The 16336-nt window shown below is 30.7% G+C and carries 15 protein-coding genes and 2 pseudogenes; 6 read left to right on the forward strand and 11 right to left on the reverse strand.

All coding sequences use genetic code 11. The features are described from left to right. From R6X41_RS19365 to R6X41_RS19375, 3 genes are all read left to right on the forward strand, one after another. The coding region (locus R6X41_RS19365) for a transposase (RefSeq protein ID WP_318502023.1) at window positions 1-165 on the forward strand (165 nt) is incomplete at its 5' end. A gap of 1020 nt (window positions 166-1185) precedes the next feature. Beyond that, on the forward strand, window positions 1186-4194 hold the full coding sequence (locus R6X41_RS19370; protein WP_318502009.1) for a glycosyl hydrolase 2 galactose-binding domain-containing protein: 3009 nt from the start codon (window positions 1186-1188) through the stop codon (window positions 4192-4194). 289 nt (window positions 4195-4483) lie between these two features. Then, entirely contained in the window at window positions 4484-4912 is a 429-nt protein-coding gene (locus R6X41_RS19375) for a hypothetical protein (RefSeq protein ID WP_318502010.1), read from the forward strand. Window positions 4913-5038: 126 nt separating this feature from the next. On the opposite strand, the pseudogene R6X41_RS19380 reads toward R6X41_RS19375, so the two are convergent. Continuing rightward, window positions 5039-5809, reverse strand: a pseudogene (locus R6X41_RS19380) (IS1595 family transposase). A 238-nt stretch (window positions 5810-6047) separates the two neighbouring features. Between R6X41_RS19380 and R6X41_RS19385 the strand changes: the two are divergent. Next, window positions 6048-7040, forward strand: a complete 993-nt coding sequence (locus R6X41_RS19385) for a T9SS type A sorting domain-containing protein (RefSeq protein WP_318502011.1) — start codon at window positions 6048-6050, stop codon at window positions 7038-7040. Window positions 7041-7318: 278 nt separating this feature from the next. Next, complete coding sequence (locus R6X41_RS19390; RefSeq protein ID WP_318502012.1) at window positions 7319-7693, forward strand: cupin domain-containing protein; 375 nt, start codon at window positions 7319-7321, stop codon at window positions 7691-7693. Between the two features lie 115 nt (window positions 7694-7808). Here the strand turns inward: R6X41_RS19390 and R6X41_RS19395 are convergent, their stop codons facing one another. The 7 genes from R6X41_RS19395 to R6X41_RS19425 form a co-directional block, all read right to left on the reverse strand. Then, window positions 7809-8501 (reverse strand): SCO family protein, encoded by a 693-nt coding sequence (locus tag R6X41_RS19395; protein ID WP_318502013.1) that lies wholly within the window; start codon window positions 8499-8501, stop codon window positions 7809-7811. Next, a complete protein-coding gene (locus R6X41_RS19400) occupies window positions 8470-9084 on the reverse strand; it encodes a toxin-antitoxin system YwqK family antitoxin (RefSeq protein ID WP_318502014.1) in 615 nt (204 codons plus the stop codon). The genes R6X41_RS19395 and R6X41_RS19400 overlap by 32 nt, the downstream gene beginning before the upstream one ends. Before the next feature lie 8 nt (window positions 9085-9092). Further along, window positions 9093-9836 (reverse strand): YHYH protein, encoded by a 744-nt coding sequence (locus R6X41_RS19405; RefSeq protein ID WP_318502015.1) that lies wholly within the window; start codon window positions 9834-9836, stop codon window positions 9093-9095. 283 nt (window positions 9837-10119) lie between these two features. Next, the gene (locus R6X41_RS19410) at window positions 10120-10869 is read right to left on the reverse strand and encodes a hypothetical protein (RefSeq protein ID WP_318502016.1); all 750 of its coding nucleotides are present in this window, start codon (window positions 10867-10869) and stop codon (window positions 10120-10122) included. 397 nt (window positions 10870-11266) lie between these two features. Further along, a complete protein-coding gene (locus R6X41_RS19415) occupies window positions 11267-11443 on the reverse strand; it encodes a hypothetical protein (RefSeq protein WP_318502017.1) in 177 nt (58 codons plus the stop codon). Between the two features lie 211 nt (window positions 11444-11654). Then, window positions 11655-12521 carry a hypothetical protein gene (locus R6X41_RS19420; RefSeq protein ID WP_318502018.1) on the reverse strand — a complete coding sequence of 289 codons (867 nt, stop codon included), beginning with the start codon at window positions 12519-12521 and terminating at the stop codon, window positions 11655-11657. Next, entirely contained in the window at window positions 12518-12988 is a 471-nt protein-coding gene (locus tag R6X41_RS19425) for a hypothetical protein (protein ID WP_318502019.1), read from the reverse strand. Before R6X41_RS19425 ends, R6X41_RS19420 begins: the two co-directional genes overlap by 4 nt. Window positions 12989-13256: 268 nt before the next feature. Here R6X41_RS19425 and R6X41_RS19430 point away from each other — a divergent pair. Then, window positions 13257-14229: pseudogene (locus R6X41_RS19430) on the forward strand (IS110 family RNA-guided transposase). A 50-nt stretch (window positions 14230-14279) separates the two neighbouring features. Here the strand turns inward: R6X41_RS19430 and R6X41_RS19435 are convergent. From R6X41_RS19435 to R6X41_RS19445, 3 genes are all read right to left on the reverse strand, one after another. Beyond that, the gene (locus tag R6X41_RS19435) at window positions 14280-14543 is read right to left on the reverse strand and encodes a hypothetical protein (RefSeq protein ID WP_318502020.1); all 264 of its coding nucleotides are present in this window, start codon (window positions 14541-14543) and stop codon (window positions 14280-14282) included. After that, window positions 14540-14797, reverse strand: coding sequence for a hypothetical protein (locus tag R6X41_RS19440; RefSeq protein WP_318502021.1), 258 nt, complete (start codon window positions 14795-14797; stop codon window positions 14540-14542). The genes R6X41_RS19435 and R6X41_RS19440 overlap by 4 nt, the downstream gene beginning before the upstream one ends. 306 nt (window positions 14798-15103) lie before the next feature. Next, window positions 15104-16042 (reverse strand): WGR domain-containing protein, encoded by a 939-nt coding sequence (locus tag R6X41_RS19445; RefSeq protein WP_318502022.1) that lies wholly within the window; start codon window positions 16040-16042, stop codon window positions 15104-15106. Window positions 16043-16336 lie beyond the last annotated feature (294 nt).

Consider the following 16336-nt stretch of genomic DNA (forward strand, 5'->3'; position numbering starts at 1 on the left):
TCTATACAGATGCATTACAAACCGATTTTGAACTATTTTAATAACAGAAGTACAAACGCATCGGCAGAATCTTTCAATGCCAAAATAAAGGAATTTAGAGCGCAATTTAGAGGTGTAAGAGATATAAAATTCTTCCTCTATAGACTAACTAAATTATATGCATAATTTATACGGCTCCCCAGAAATATGCCTTGATCCGTCCTTATGCTAAGTCGAAAGCTTTCTTAATATCTGGAGTATCCACTAAATAATTCTTCGCTTCTCTGTCACTGGTATTTTGTTTAATCATATGGTGTTTTGTATAGATGAGGTCCAAAAATCGGAATCTTATGGATCAATACATACACAGAACTTTTGTTCTTTATCTCTTTTTTATTTTTAGGGATGCCTATCCGCAAAGTTTTTACAAGGGATAAATACTAGAATCTTGTCGCGAATGGCAGATTTCACCTCAGAATCCCAATACAGTATATTAATAAATACGACTTTCATAGCAATCTCAGCAATATTAAAATCAGTGTTATTTAAAATGTACAATGGAGGGCCTGTAAGTTCATTTTATAAATGATTTAATATTTTAAGCTCTAAAACAAATGAAACAGATGTTATACACCAAAGCAACTGTTTATAAAGTGTATTAGTCGAAAATGGGTGATAAGTTAGATATCTAGAATCATAATTAAGTCAATGAATTGGACATTATTTATAATATTGTTAATTAGAAATGCAAACAAAACTTAATAACATAAAACTAGGTATTACCACTAAAAAAATCACCGATTTACTACTATTTCCGATAGACGTTTATTAAAAAAAAATCAAATTTCACTATCAAATAATGTTATACAACAAAAAGTGATGTATTTAAGAAATAAAATTTTAAACAGTCTTCTGTAAAGTCAGCGTTTCTATGGCTTTATAGTTAGTTTATCCTATAAAAGTGTTTTAGAATAAACGATGCGAACGTATTAATTAACGAAGTATATGTTAGCCAATAAGGTTAAATAATTATAGGTACAGTAGTTTCAAAAGATTAGGGGATATCAACAACTGGTGTGAATATAATTTTAAAAGGTACAAAGTTGTTGTAATTATGATTTATAGTTTTTTTAAGGTTTATAATTTAGTAAAGATCAATCCATCATCATTTCAAATATTAACAATATTTTATTTTAAAATTCAGTTATGAATGTATTCCAAGTAATAATCAAACCCATTTTACTCCTTTCTTTTTTCTTAATTTTTACTTTAAAAGTAGATGCTCAGCAAAAAAATCTTGCACAATATCGTATTGTTACCCACTCTTCATCGGTTGATGTCAATCATAGCGGACATTTGGTTGTAGATGGTAGCTTAGATACATATTGGGAAGGATATTGGAGAGACAAAAATCAGCAGCTTATCATTGATTTAGGATCTACTCAAGAAATTGAGCACATAGAGGTTAATTGGGGAGGGAACTATGCGATTTCATATAACCTATCTGCATCAATCGAAGAGGGAGATCATGCTGTAGAGTTGTACAAAACAAGCGAAGGAAAAGGAGGGAACCAAACCATAGCTATTAAGCCTACTCAGGCGAGATACATACAAATAAATATTTCTAAGGTGCTAAATCCTATACGTGGATCAGTAATTCGTGAAATGAAAATTATTGGTGAAGGTCCCGATAGGTTTTTACCATTACATACAACTAAACTTTCTGTAAATAATCTATCCTTAAACGGAGACATGTGGCAGGTTCAAAACGCTATGTTTGTTGATGCTGATCCGGAAGTTATTTCAACAACAGCATATAATAACAAAGAATGGATTCCTGCTAGAGTTCCAGGAACTGTGCTTGGGGATTATTACAATTTTGGTGCTTTACCAGATCCATTATATGGCGATAATATGCATCAAATTTCTGATGAGTTTTTCTCTGGAAACAATTTTTGGTATCGTACAGTAGTCGACTTCCCTTCAGAATTATCAGGACAGAGAATTTTTATAAATTTTTCAGGAATAAACTGGAAGTCAGAAGTTTATTTTAATGGTAAATATTTGGGACGTATTGATGGAGCCTTTCTAAGAGGTGAATTTGACGTTACCAAATTGGTGAATTTTGAAGGAGAAAATACCTTGGCAGTATTGGTACATAATAACGAAAATTGGGTATCTAACAATCATAAAGTTATTCGAAAATCATTAGGATCTCGTACCACTAATGGTGATGTATTGGGTTTAGATGGCCCGACTTCTTTAGCTTCTGCTGGATGGAACTGGCTACCCATTATTAAAGGGCGTAACAATGGTATTTGGAACGCCGTAACTTTTCGTACCAGTGGTAATATTTCCATTCAAGACCCTTGGGTTTCTTCAACCTTAAATTTACCCGATACCACAAAAGCCGATTTGAGAATAAGCACTGCCCTTAAAAATTATTCGTCGAAACCTGTTGAAGGTAAGCTTATTGCTAAATTTGACGATAAGGTTATTGAGTTGCTTGTAAAACTTAGGGCTAATGAAGAAAAAACGGTTACTCTAGATAAAACTCAGTTTTCGGCATTAGAAATTACGAATCCAAAACTTTGGTGGCCAAATGGTTATGGTCCACAAAACCTTACAAAACTAGACTTACAATTTATTGAAAATAATACGGTTTCAGATACTAAAACGATACAATTTGGTATAAGAGATTTAGAATATAAAGAGGTAGACAATGTCCTGTTTGTGTATTGCAATGGCTATAGAATTTTATTACGTGGCGGAAACTGGGGACTCCCAGAAGCGATGATGCGTTTAGATGAAGAGGGTTATGATTTAAGAGTGAAACTTCAGAAAGAAGCCAATTTTAACATGATTAGAAACTGGCTAGGGATGACCAACCATGAAGCGTTTTATGAAGCTTGCGATAAATATGGGATTCTTGTTTTTGATGACTTCTGGTTAGCAAATCCAGCTGATGGACCTAATCCAAAAGATCACAAGATGTTTATGAACAATGCAAAAGACAAAATAAAGTGGGTCCGTAAACATCCATCTTTAGCATTTTATTGTGGTCGTAACGAAGGAATTCCTTTATTAGAACTTGATGTTGCCATGGAAAAAGAGACAGAATCTCTGGATGGTACACGGTTTTATATATCCAATTCGGCAGGAGGGACCCTTAGTGGATTTGGGCCTTACGATGTCCGTAGTTCTGAATGGTATTTTGAAAATAGAGGAAGGACATTCCATAGTGAGTTAGGTATTATTGCTATTCCCGAGGTAGAAAGTATTCGCAAGATGATGCCAGCAGAAGATGTTTGGCCTATTAGCGATATGTGGGCAATACACGATTACCAACAAGGACGATCAGAGAAATTTACAGAAACCATTATTAATCGTTATGGTGAACCTAATAGTGTAGAAGAATATAGCAACAAAGCTCAGTTATTTAATTACGAATCGGGAAAAGCCATGATGGAGAGTTTACAATCAGCACAAGGAAGTGGTAATATTTTATGGATGAGTCAATCCGCATGGCCTTCACTTATTTGTCAGCTCTACGACCATTATCTTGAATATACAGCCTCTTATTTTGCTGTAAAAAAGGCTTCGTCGCCTATACATGCATTTTGGGATAGTCATAAAAATGAAATACGAATTGCTAACAATACAATTTCTAATCTTAAAGAAGTAGAAATTAACGCAAGTGTTTATGGTGCCAACGGAGACGTTTTATGGTCAAAATCACTAATTACAAATGTAGCATCTACTTCTGTGAAAACATGTTTTGATTTAGAGCATCAACCAGCAGACCGTGTACTATTCTTGAAATTAGAGTTAACTAAAAACGGAAAAGTAATTAGTGATAACTTTTATTGGCTAGAAAACAAGGATGGAAATTGTTTAGACTTGAATGATCTTCCTGTCGCTAATGTGAAAATGAAGATTAAAGAAAGCCATAAAAAAGGATATTATACAGCACAAATAACCTTAAAGAATCAATCAGACCATGTGTCTTTGCTAAATAAAATAAAGGTGAAAGATAAAATTACAGGAGAAAGTATTTTACCTGTGTTTTTTGATGATGATTATATCTCACTTTTCCCAAATGAAGAAAGAACTATTCAGATGCAAATTGAGGAAAAATACCTAGAAGGAAAATCTTCTGAAATTCTGTTAGAAGGATGGAATACTAAGCCTGTTAAGATGAATTTATCTAAGTAGAAATAATTTCAAAAAGTTTTGATATTTAGGTGTTAAGAAGAACTCTAATTAATTATAATGCCTTAATTAGAGTTCTTTAAAACCACTCTGTGTTAGATTCAAATTAATTTAGAATCGGGCATATATCTTCCGAATTACAACTCGGATTCTAGATCGGTTATTTAGTTAAAAGAATGTTATTCGATAAAACGGTATATTAATACGATAAATTGTAGTTTTTCTCTTTAATTGATATTTACTTTTAATATATTAGCTGAAACATTATATCTAAAAACACACATTATTAATTATGAAAAATCTAATTTTTGTATTGACACTTATTATAAGTATTAACGTTTGTGCTCAAAATAAATTCGAAGACTCAAATATATTTGTCCGCGTATACGATTTACAAGGAAATAAAATTAATAAAGGAGATATATTTTCAATTTCAGAAACGGCATTACAATTAACTAGAAGAGGTAAAACTATAGACATTCCTGTTGGTAACATTGGTTCTGTTAAAACAAAATATTCTGGAGGTGTAAATATACTAATTGGTACTGGTTTAGGAGCTGGAATAGGAGCCTTTACGGGAGATGCTGCAGGAGTTGCAATCGGAGCTGCTGCGGGAGCTGCAATAGGAGCAGGTAGTATTTTGTTTAAAAAATCGGAACACTTTGATGTAGAGGGAGATTACCAAAAGTTAAATAAACTAGAAGAATTATTAGTTGAATAATCTATAGATTATTCAACTTTATTAGTATCTCATAAATTATAAAAAATCTCAGGTTAATATTTTAATCTGAGATTTTTTTATTATAGATTATTTACGATAGTGTCAAAGTCTATATTGTCTGTCCGCTTAGTGTCCCTTAGTTGTAATGCTAGGAATAACAAGTCTATCAAAGATTCTTTCTACAAAACACCTTCTATTTAGCTTTTGTTTTTGATAAGTTCCAGCAAAGTTTCTTTTTGCATTACTGGTCGTAATACGATTCCATTTTTATGTTTCTTTAGTTGTGCTTTTACTTGATTTGCAGTGATTTGAATATCTAAATAATCAGCGATATAGATGTATGAAGCACTTTTGTCAGTCTGTATTCACTCATTATTTTTCTAAAGCTTGCTTAAGTGTTTCAATATTTTCTAAAACTGTGCTCTCTGCCATAATCATGACATTAGATTTTGTTTTACTTCCCCAACCTGATTTTTGAGTTTTATGATAAGCACAAAAGCTTCTATTTTAAAATAACCTTTATCGGTCTCAATCAAATCTTTTAAAGTATAGCGATCATCGCGATCTCCATATCTTAAAGCAGTTTATGAACCATTGCCTTACAGGTTCATCGTTTTAATCCTATATTGTTTTTGTATTTCTTTGGAGGAAGCCTTTTAGTAGTTGTAAAAAAGAAGATAGTTTTGTGATATATAAGAAAGGAAAGGTTAATGGTACCACTCTTCAAAGTCATGCGCTATTTACACGTCTTACATTCATAACTTAACCTGCTTTTATCCAATAATGTTCTGTATGAACACATTTACATACAACTCCTTATTTATCTCTTTCTTTTTTAAAATGAGATATACATATAGATTCATCTTCAAAATTTGCTATAAATCTAAAAACATTCATTTCTTAATTTTAATCTTAAATAATATTTTGTTATAAATAATGAGTAATTAAAGATGTTTATTTTTTTTTAAGATAATTTATTTATAGTCTGTGTATTTTGTTAAAATAATTGTATATTCGAAAAACCTTTTTGGTTAACCAGTTTGGTTATCCAGATAAAACTTAACAAAGTTACTTAACTATATGTTTAAGTAATATCATTCAACTTTAATTAATATTAACATTTTAAACTATTATTATGAAAACAAAACTACTTTTTACAAGACAAAAATCTAATGCATTTTATTACCTGTTGGTACTCCTTTTGTGTTTTAATTATGGATATAGTCAAGAACTTGTCCAAAATGGTACTTGCGATGAATTTCAAGGAGAAACAGGAGATAATGCAGATGCTTGGGATATGACTCCTAATAGTGAAGTCGTACTCGATGGAGGTACTGAAAAAACACCAAGTCCTTATAAGTATGATGAAGTTAATAACCCAAATGGATGGAATAATGCAGCTTTAGAAGAAGCTTTGGCCTTTAAATATCTTGATGATGCAGATGCTTCTATAGATGAACAACCTGGGTCTACAAGTAATGGAAATAACGGAACTAGAGGAGTTAAATTGTACGACGACGGTAATCCAAGTATCACAGGTAGTTCTCGACGTTTATATCAAAGAGTGGTAGGTCTAACTATTGGTAGTGTTTATGATTTTTCTATCGATTCGAAATCAGAAGCAGTTGGTACACCATCACAAGTATATATATTAAATACTCAAATTACTAGTGAAGAAGGTATTGACTCTAATGGTTATAATGATCCTTCGGTTGATTATGGTATGGATATTACAAATGACAATCCAGATTGGGTAACAAATACATTTTCTTTTACGGCAACAAATACAGAAGTTGTAATTTATGTTAGATCACTAGAGTCTATTGATGACGAAACAGAGGTGTTTTATGATAATATTTCACTTCAAGAAGGTAATACACAGTCTATAGACGATGTTTTAGCTTCAAAATTCAAAGTATATCCAAATCCTGCTAGAGATTATATAAATATTCAATCTAAAAACGTAAGTGTATCTTCAATAGATATGTATAATATTCTAGGAGCAAAAGTATTATCTTCAAAATTAACAGTAGATCGGATAAATGTTTCTAGTCTAGCAAAAGGTGTTTATTTAATGAAAATAAATTCTGTAGATGGTTCAGTAACAAAAAAGGTAGTAATAGATTAATTACTTTTTTTTAATACATTAACATTATCTCATAAACTGTGTAAGTTTTAAAATCTCAGGTTAAATATTAATCTGAGATTTTTTATTCATTAATTTTGCTATCCATATTATCGTTTAGTAGGTTGGTGTTTTTAGTCCCTATTATGAGGAATTTGAATTGTTAAATATGGTTATTAAAATCATAAAATTTCTAAATGATGCTTCTCTAATTATTAGAAATGAATTATCTTGCATAGAACATTACTATATTACAAATTATATAATAAAATATTAAACAAATGAAAAGATTTAGCGAAAAGTACGTCATTACAAAAGACATGGAATGGGAAGTACTTGGTGGTGGAGTATCAAGAAAATTTTTAGGTTACGATAACCAAATTATGATGGTAAGCGTGAAATTTGATAAAGGTGCATTAGGAGCTCCTCATCAACATTTCCATACTCAAGCTACTTATGTTGTTTCAGGTAAATTTGAATTTGAAATTGATGGCGTAAAGCAAATTGTAGAAGCTGGAGACGGTGTATATATCGAACCTAACTTATTACATAGTGCCGTTTGTTTAGAAGAAGGACAATTAATTGATACATTTGCTCCTGTAAGAGAAGATTTCTTAACTGGTGTTGGACCATCTTATTTTGCAGATAAAGACTAAAGAAAATATTTGCTAGTTTACTGCGTGTAGTAATATAACATAGCAGTTAATGCTAAAGCGTTCATGAATGGTCTCTAAGATCAAACATGAACGCTTTGTTATTTTGTGTGTGGTCTTATTCTGTTTTCAAAGTTTTTATATCTGTTATTAGTTGTGCTACGGAAGCCCTGTTTAATCCATTATAAATCCCTCTAATATGTTTGTCTTTATCTATAAGCAAGACGTTTTCTGTATGCAGAAAGTCATCTATACTTTTAGGTTCTCCCAAATCATTTTCAACAAAATATTGATTTCTACCTAGTGAATAAATTTCTTTTTTATCTCCTGTCACCAAGTGCCATTTATTATCTATTACACCGTGAGTTTTTGCATATTCTTTTAAAACTGGTACAGAATCTGTAGATGGCATTACTGAATGTGAAAGCAAAAGTATGTCTGTATCCTTCTTATATTCTTCTTGAACCTTTAGCATACTCTCTGCTAATTGCGGGCAAATCCCTGGGCAAACAGTAAAGAAGAAATCGGTAACATATATTTTATTTTCAAACGTGTCCTGAGAAATTGAATCACCTAATTGATTGACTAATTTAAAATCTGGAATTTTATGAAAATCCTTTTCTTCTTGAGAGCCTGGAATTAACCAATTAGGCGTAAACGATTCATCTCCGTAATACGGTAGGTAATCTACTCTGCTGGTTTCAATCGTAATAATATCTTCTTTCTTAGTCTCATTTTTACAACTTGCAACGAGTAGCAGTATTAGAATTAAAATGGAACTAAATTTTTTCATCTCTATTAATAACTTCATTTTCTAGTTTATAACATGAATTCGCTTTTTTCATACCAAAAATACGTCCGTTTTTGGCTTCATAGTTAACATATAATGTTCCGTTTTGTAACCACGCTTTTTGCAAACCATTTTCTTTCCCATTAACAAGCTGTCTTTGTTTTGCCCTTTGCCCTGTGGGATACCATTCTTCTTCAACACCTTGTTTTATGCCGTTTGTATAATTTGATTTTGCAGATAAAGCACCATTATCCCACCACGATTTATACACACCATCTAAACGGTTCTCTTTATAATAAGATTCTATACGAAGCACTCCTTTCTCAGACCATTTTCTAGCAACTCCTTCTCTTTTTCCGTTTACAAAACCAAGTCTTTCTGCTATAGTATCGTTCGGATATAGTTTTATTGAGTAACCAGAATAGGGAAGATCGTTATAATACCATTTTCCTTCAATCTGGTTTAAAACCAAATCGTTTTTTAGTACTTCAATATTGTTTATTACCACGGGTTCTTGAATAGCAACGTTTTTTTTGTCGACTAAAGTTTTATCACAATTAGTAAATAAGAATAGCACAAATGGTATGATATAAAGTGTTTTCATATATTATATTAGTAACCTTGATAAGGTCCTGTAAAAGCGATATAAGATCCTGTATTAGAATATAACTCGTTTATTATATGGTAATGATATTCTTCTTCTCCTAACGTATATTGGGTGGTAGATGTGTGCCCTCCAGAAGCATCTAAATCTGTAGGATATGTTCCCGTTGCATTACATTGTCTTCCGTATAAAAACACACCATCTAGTAAAATTCCAACTAAACTATCGTCATCATCTGTAAAGGCTTTTGGTTCTAAATGATAGTGATATACACCAGGTCCAATGTGAGCTCCTGTCCAATCTAAACTTGCAGCCGCTTGATCTAACGCTCCATTTCCTTCTTGGTCATTAAATAATGATGCGCCACTAACAGCAATTCCAATTGTGTTTAATTCTGTAGAAACGGTGTTCCCTGTTAAATTTGGGGTAGCGTCTACAGTAATAGTTACTGCATTATTATTACTAGACATGATTGACGGTGTTACATCTACATCATCTTCTTCCAAATAAAGAGAATTACCTTCACCCCAGTACACTGTTTCGTGATTTGGTAGACCTGTAGTTTCAATAACCACATTAGCACCATCTAAATAAATAGTGGTCGCATCTGAATTAAAAGCTGAAAATGCAGCGTGTAATTCCGTAGCAGCTTCTTCGTCATCTGCTTCAGTCGTCGAGTCATCAGACGAACATGCTATAAAAGTTCCCAGAGAAATCAGAGCTAGTGTTAAAAATTTAAAAGGATATTTCATTTTTTGTTTTTTTTTAATTATCAATATAAGGTTATGTTTAGAATTTATTTAAAATAGTAAATCTTGAATCTGTAATAAAAATTAATCTCTAAGAGACTTGTTCATTTTACACTGAATTTGTCTTTATATTTTAAAATGAATACTTAATTTTTGCTTCATAGCAATAACAAAGTTAATCCCTTCTTTGATGTCAAAATATTGTAATCAACCTATCACTTTACCTTTTAAGTGAACGAGGGTTTTTGTTCAGTGAATCGGTTTTATAATGGAAAAAAGAAGTCTATTAGCGTTTTAACTCCAGCTTTAATTTAACTGCAAGTCTTTCTGTTTTTGTACGTAAACTTTTAGCCATATTTAATTGAATTTGAGTTTGTAATAATTGATCGATTAAGCAGTTTTGGTATTCTCTGCTGTTTAATAAATCTAAATAATTTGATTGTTGTCCAAGATTTTTTAGTTGATTATACTTTTTGTTCTCCTCAGGAAGCAAATCAAGTAATGAAATATGTTTTTCGATAACAGGTTGCAACCGATTGTTTACAATATTTCCAATCTTTATTTCCTGATTTTTAAATATGCTAATTTCATTAGGATACAGGGCTATTAATTCTTTTAAAGAGTCGTTTTCTAGAAATTCGAATTTGTTCGTGTTATTAATCGAATTCAGTGCGGCATCCCTCAAATTTGTATTTTTGAATTTAGTTTGTATAATTAAATTTTTCATTTCTTGCGTTAATTCAATTTGTGGTTTCCCTATAAACTGAAGCGAACTTTGCAGCGTTAGCGCATTAGTATCGTATCTAACAATGGCACTATCTAAAGCATTAAGATTTGTATGTAACTCTTCAAATAAGCTTTCGTAAATCTTTACTTCAACAATTCTGTTTTTATTTATTTCGTTTAAACTATTAATCTTCCAAGCAATTAAGATCCCAATCACAATTAATAAAATTTCTCCGAGTGCATATATTAAGTAACTTTTAATTTTACCTGTACCAATTAATTTTCTTCTAATACTTCTAAATAATTTCATTCTTAATCTTTTTGCGCATTAAAATTTTTAAATGTTGAAGCAAGGCAGATCTAATAATTTTGATGGTTTTACTGCTTGTTTTTTTATTGAAAATGTTTTAAATCGAGACATTCGGAAGCAAAGTTCGAGGATAGATTGATACAGACATTGAATTTTAAGTGAAGTGGCTATGCTTTTAAGTGAACGGTTGGTATTGTTCAGTTTGCCATTATTACATATTGTGTATAATTAAAGGAGAGTCTTTACATTTAATAGTATGTATTTTTTGTACTCATAGTGAATCAAGCATAATACTCTTCTTAGTATCTACATTAAGATTTTTTATATCCTTGATCTTTCGAACTGCATCTTGAATTAAGTCTTGTTTTCCAAAAGAGACATGGAAATAATTCACGGTCTACCAAGACAGTGTTAGCATTCTTGCAAAAATCTCTTTTTTATTGATTTCCGTTTTTCCTTCGTCAACAGATTCTAATATAGCCCAAAACCAATAAAATTTATAAGTTGCACTAGTGTTTTTAAAGACTGAAGTAAGTTTGGAAATTGATATGTCGGACTCTAGAGGTAATTGCATATTCTAATATAAATATTTCAATTCAAAATAGTATCATCAATTTACCAATACTATTGGTTTTTAGCCGATTCAAACTCTAGGGTAGCTAATAATCAATTTTTGTTAGATGTGTAGTAAATGCAGTAAGTGTAGTTCTAAAAATAAAGTTTACTTTTTTATACATTTGAATTGCTGTATTTAGATTTTATCGGTTTTTTACCACAGTACTTTGTTAGCCACTGGCTTTTTTCCGGTTGCTTATTTTCTTTACATATTTTTTCAAGTTCGTATCGTCATAAAATACTTTTTTGTCAAAACGTTCCATTATTCTGTTCAGCCGATTAATGTTTAAGTTAGCTCTTCGTCTGATATACTTTTTAACTTTCTTGACTTTTCCTTTTTTTATAGTCATAAAATCAAGTCTAATAAAGTATGATTCGTAAATGCTATAAAGTGATAAACAGTATAAATAAGGCAAGAACAATATTGTAAGTATTATTGGTAGAATAAATGAGTGTAATGTTCCTAATTTAAAGAAGTCGGAATATCCATTTGCCATTTGATAGATTGAATAAATTAATAACCCGAAACCAAATATTGCCATTAAATTCGTTAATAATTTTGCAACTTGTGCATTCTTTGAATCCAAACCAGCAACTGCTTGTAGCAGTACAACAAAGATTAATATTGGAAGTATTATTAGTTCTGTTACTAAACTGAAATTGTAAAAATTAATTACAAATTCTAATATCGCAATCACTTTTATAGTGTCTATAAGAATTTCTTTAAAATATTTACGGTCTTTGGCTTTATTCAGACTAAAAACCAAAACGAATGCAACTGAAAAAAGCCAAAAGATTGAATCTTTAATGTCTGCAAATGTCCAAAGTCCAATTGCTTTTAAAAGACTAAATATTCCAAACAAATAAACTCCTAAAGTTAAATAAATTACAAGGAAATATTTGCCGAAAAGTAGCTTTATAACATCTGCCAAGGAATTTCTCATTGACTTTTGTGTGAGAACAAAAATTATAAAAATTCCAAGCCAAATTAATAATGAAATTTCTCGATTGCTAAATATTTCTTGTAGTTTGCTCAATTAGTAAAATGAGTAAGTATTGACTTTATGACTTGATTAGCATTTTTAAAATTTTCTTCTTGCTCGTTAATCTGCATAAAGTTTTTTAATCCGTGAAAAAGATTGTTTCTAAATCTATAAACTATAATTGTTAGTGCTAAAACTATATTAGAAGTTACATCTTCATTTCCTAAAAGCACATTTGCGACAAACTCTTTTCTGTCTCCATTCCGAAAATTCAGATGTTCAAATCGAGCGTTTGTTGTTCCGTTTTCGGTATATCTATCTTTAAAATATTGTAAATTTTCTTGAAAGTCAGTAATTTCAAAATCGACTGGATTTAGTCTTTCTTCTAAACGATTGACATTGCAATGATTTCTACAAACTAAATTTTCAAATATGTTCCAAAGAAGTGAAAAGTCTTTGACATTTATTAATTGTTCTTCGGTGAAATCTGTTCCGAATCTTTCGTTTATCCATTCAATCATTGTAGTTCGGATTTTTTTTCAGCTTGTGGCTAACGTTTATGTATATCTTAAGTTAGCCTTATTAAATATAAGTTATAAATTAAGTATCCAATCAGAAAGAACAAAAAGAGAGAATTAAGGTTATTTTGTATATTGAGACTTGATCTCGTTTTTCTTGAGAATCCTCTCTCTTTTCTACCATTATTTCGTACAGTTCTAGGAGACTAAGGATCTCGTTTTTAAGTTGTAGAAAATACCGTAGATACGTTCTTTCAAAAATATATTACATATGAATGAAAATACGAATTATTTTGGAATTGACATTAGTAAAGATGTTTTTGATGTAATGGGAAGTGATGGTTTGTTTCATCAGTTCAATAATAATACTTCAGGCTTTAAAAAGTTTATAAAACTTATGAGTTATAATACTCATTGTGTTATGGAATCTACAGGTGTTTATCATTTACAATTAGCGTATTATTTGGTAGAACACAACATAAAAGTTAGTGTTGAAAACCCTTTGTCAATCAAGCGTTTTATTCAAATGAAGTTGTCTAAAATCAAGACAGACAAGAGTGATTCTAAAATGATATGTGAGTATGCAAAACAGGTAGAATTAAAACTGTGGCAAGGAAATTCTAAAGTTCAAACAGAGTGTCTACAAATGACCAGACTCCTTTCTGTGTATACAAAACAGAGTACTATGTTGAAAAATAAAATACATGGAGAAACTGTTTTAGGCAATCCAAGTAAAGTAGTAGTCAGTTCCTTAAAACGAAGTTTAAAGCATGTTCAGAAGGAGCTAAAAAATTTAGAAGACAAACTATTAGTATTAGTAAAACAAGAGTACCAAGATCTATTAACTCGCGTAAAAACCATTCCAGGTATTGGAAACAAAACAGCCGTTATGCTATTGGTTTTAACCGATGGATTTGATCGTTTTAGAAGCGGAAGTGAATTATGTAGTTACGCAGGATTAACACCTGTAATTAGAAAAAGTGGAAGTAGTATAAATGGACGACCCCGAATTAGTAAAATAGGTAATCAGAAACTACGCAATCTATTATTTATGTGCAGCTTTAATGCATGTAAATACAATAAAGCTTGCCGAGACATTTATGAGCGTATAGTTGCCAAAGGAAAGAGTAAAAAGTTAGCATTAATAGCTGTGTGCAATACCCTCATTAAAACAGGCTTTTGCTATAGCTAAATCGGGATTGATTTATGAAGATTCTTATAGAAGTACTTTACTGAAAAATTAAGTAGATTTTACTTGTTTTTTACCACAGTACTTTGTTGTGCTTTCGTGCTTTTATTTTTTGTTTAAAATTGAATGTATTTGTTCCCCAATAATTTTACATTTAACAGGATCCACATGTATTCCGAAAGCTTGACTCAAAACAGTATTTGTTATTTTATTTATCTGCTCAACTGTATTGGTCTTTTTTACATACCATAGAATATCCGTCGCTTCAGTTTCATAGTTATTCAAGTCGGTTTTCTGAACGGACAGTTTTCCTAGAGGATTCCATTCAGTTAATAAAACTTGTACTTTGGTTATATGTTCTTTATTCATTTTATGTTAGATACGAACTGTGATCGAGCTTTTCCGTCAATTTTTAAATTTCTATTGGAACAGTATATTTTTAATTTATCCAAATCTACTATAAAATCGTTTACGATAAAACCTTTAGAAATCAAACTGTGCTTTGTTTTTAAAAATGATTTGTGCCAATCATTCCAAGAGCCGTACATTGAATCTTTATCGTCAATCATTTTTAAGAATTTTTTCCAATCTTTTCTGCGATAATATGCCAAATTTACTTCCATAATAAATTTTTATCTCGTTTTTAGGCATGAAGCACAACGTCTCGTATAAGAAACGTAGGGCAGTTAAAAGGCACTTTCGTTTCGGTTTTTTACTTAGCTAAATATAAATATTTTGCTTTTATTTTCTCTTAAACGCTAAATTTTATATTTAGCAGACTTAATTAATATTCACAGACCTTACAGTTTAGCACAAACGCCCTATGTTTTTTATACATTGTTACCCATTGGCTTTTTAACAAACTGCTTAGGCTTACATTTTAGAGAAAAGGAATAAAACAAAACTTCTTATAAGCTGTTGATAGCTTTCTAGTTTTCTTCTGAAAAACCACTTTTAAGTTTTGCTTTTATGTTTTTATCAAAGTCTTTTTGGGCTAATTCTTCACTTGCATAGGTTTTTGTGTTTTTTCTAGGTGAACTTGTGCCTACATTTCCGTATTGAGTTTTTATATCTAATCCCGTATTCATAATTTCCCAAAACTTTACATTATAATAGCCATCTGAAAAACCTTCTGTTTTTTTATATATAAAACGTCTAATTCCTAATTTTTTTCTTTCATCGGAAAGAAGTTTTCCTTGCTCTAACATTTTATGAAGACTCATTTTTGCGTCCCATTCACAATCAAACATCATGCTATAGAATGAAAAATAAGTTGGAGTATAAGAGAAATTTTGTTTCTCAATTTGTTTATTAAATTCTGTTCTAAAAGAATTTACTTTTTGTTTTTCATTATTTGCTGTATGTATGATTCTAGTACCATTTTCTGTAATATCTTTTACTTCTTTTGCGTAACGTTCTCCTGTTTCTGTACATACAAATTCTAAAAGTATATCACCTATGGGTACTGCTATATCTATCAAAGGAGTTACACCAATGTCTTTGCCTTGAATGAAAACACGTGCTGTTGGGTTTGTTTTTATAGTAAGCTTACCAGTAGTAAAAAAACCTAAAGCTTTATTTAGCTCTGATTTTCTTTCTTTCAATAACTGATGCAATTTGTCTTCTGAGTAGCATCTACCTAGTTCAGATAATAGATTTACACAATTATGTTCATCAATATCATCCAAAACACTTTCCAAAGAAGAGATACTAATTGTAACCAACTCTAAATCTTGTTCGTTAGTTTCACCAATGCGCATTTCACATTCATAAAAAACAGTATACGGATCGATTGTCGCTTTTTTTGCTAATTCTTTATTGGTGAAGTTTATGTAGTCTCGAGGTTTTTGAAATGTTTTTTTACTCATTGTTTTTTTGTTCTATAAATTGCTTTTTTTAGTTTTCTTATTGTAAATTCCTCTAACTTTTTCAGTTTAAAAGGTTTTTAATTCCGCCTGATTACTTTGTCATTTTTGTAGATAATAGTTAAAATCATATAGTCTGTATTCAGGTCGGTCACGCTTATGGCTAACGGTCTTGTATATCTTAAGTTAGCCTTATTAAATATAAGTTATAAATTAAGTATCCAATCAGAAAGAACAAAAAGAGAGAATTAAGGTTATTTTGTATATTGAGACTTGATCTCGTTTTTCTTGAGAATC

This window comes from Formosa sejongensis (genome assembly GCF_033447105.1).
Classification (GTDB): Bacteria; Bacteroidota; Bacteroidia; order Flavobacteriales; family Flavobacteriaceae; genus Formosa.

Coding starts and splice junctions, on each gene's coding strand:
- R6X41_RS19410 (WP_318502016.1), bottom strand. CDS start 10,869: ATGAAATTATTTAGAAGTATTAGAAGAAAATTAATTGGTACAGGTAAA.
- R6X41_RS19385 (WP_318502011.1), top strand. CDS start 6,048: ATGAAAACAAAACTACTTTTTACAAGACAAAAATCTAATGCATTTTAT.
- R6X41_RS19415 (WP_318502017.1), bottom strand. CDS start 11,443: ATGCAATTACCTCTAGAGTCCGACATATCAATTTCCAAACTTACTTCA.
- R6X41_RS19390 (WP_318502012.1), top strand. CDS start 7,319: ATGAAAAGATTTAGCGAAAAGTACGTCATTACAAAAGACATGGAATGG.
- R6X41_RS19395 (WP_318502013.1), bottom strand. CDS start 8,501: ATGAAGTTATTAATAGAGATGAAAAAATTTAGTTCCATTTTAATTCTA.
- R6X41_RS19400 (WP_318502014.1), bottom strand. CDS start 9,084: ATGAAAACACTTTATATCATACCATTTGTGCTATTCTTATTTACTAAT.
- R6X41_RS19425 (WP_318502019.1), bottom strand. CDS start 12,988: ATGATTGAATGGATAAACGAAAGATTCGGAACAGATTTCACCGAAGAA.
- R6X41_RS19440 (WP_318502021.1), bottom strand. CDS start 14,797: ATGGAAGTAAATTTGGCATATTATCGCAGAAAAGATTGGAAAAAATTC.
- R6X41_RS19445 (WP_318502022.1), bottom strand. CDS start 16,042: ATGAGTAAAAAAACATTTCAAAAACCTCGAGACTACATAAACTTCACC.
- R6X41_RS19435 (WP_318502020.1), bottom strand. CDS start 14,543: ATGAATAAAGAACATATAACCAAAGTACAAGTTTTATTAACTGAATGG.
- R6X41_RS19405 (WP_318502015.1), bottom strand. CDS start 9,836: ATGAAATATCCTTTTAAATTTTTAACACTAGCTCTGATTTCTCTGGGA.
- R6X41_RS19375 (WP_318502010.1), top strand. CDS start 4,484: ATGAAAAATCTAATTTTTGTATTGACACTTATTATAAGTATTAACGTT.
- R6X41_RS19370 (WP_318502009.1), top strand. CDS start 1,186: ATGAATGTATTCCAAGTAATAATCAAACCCATTTTACTCCTTTCTTTT.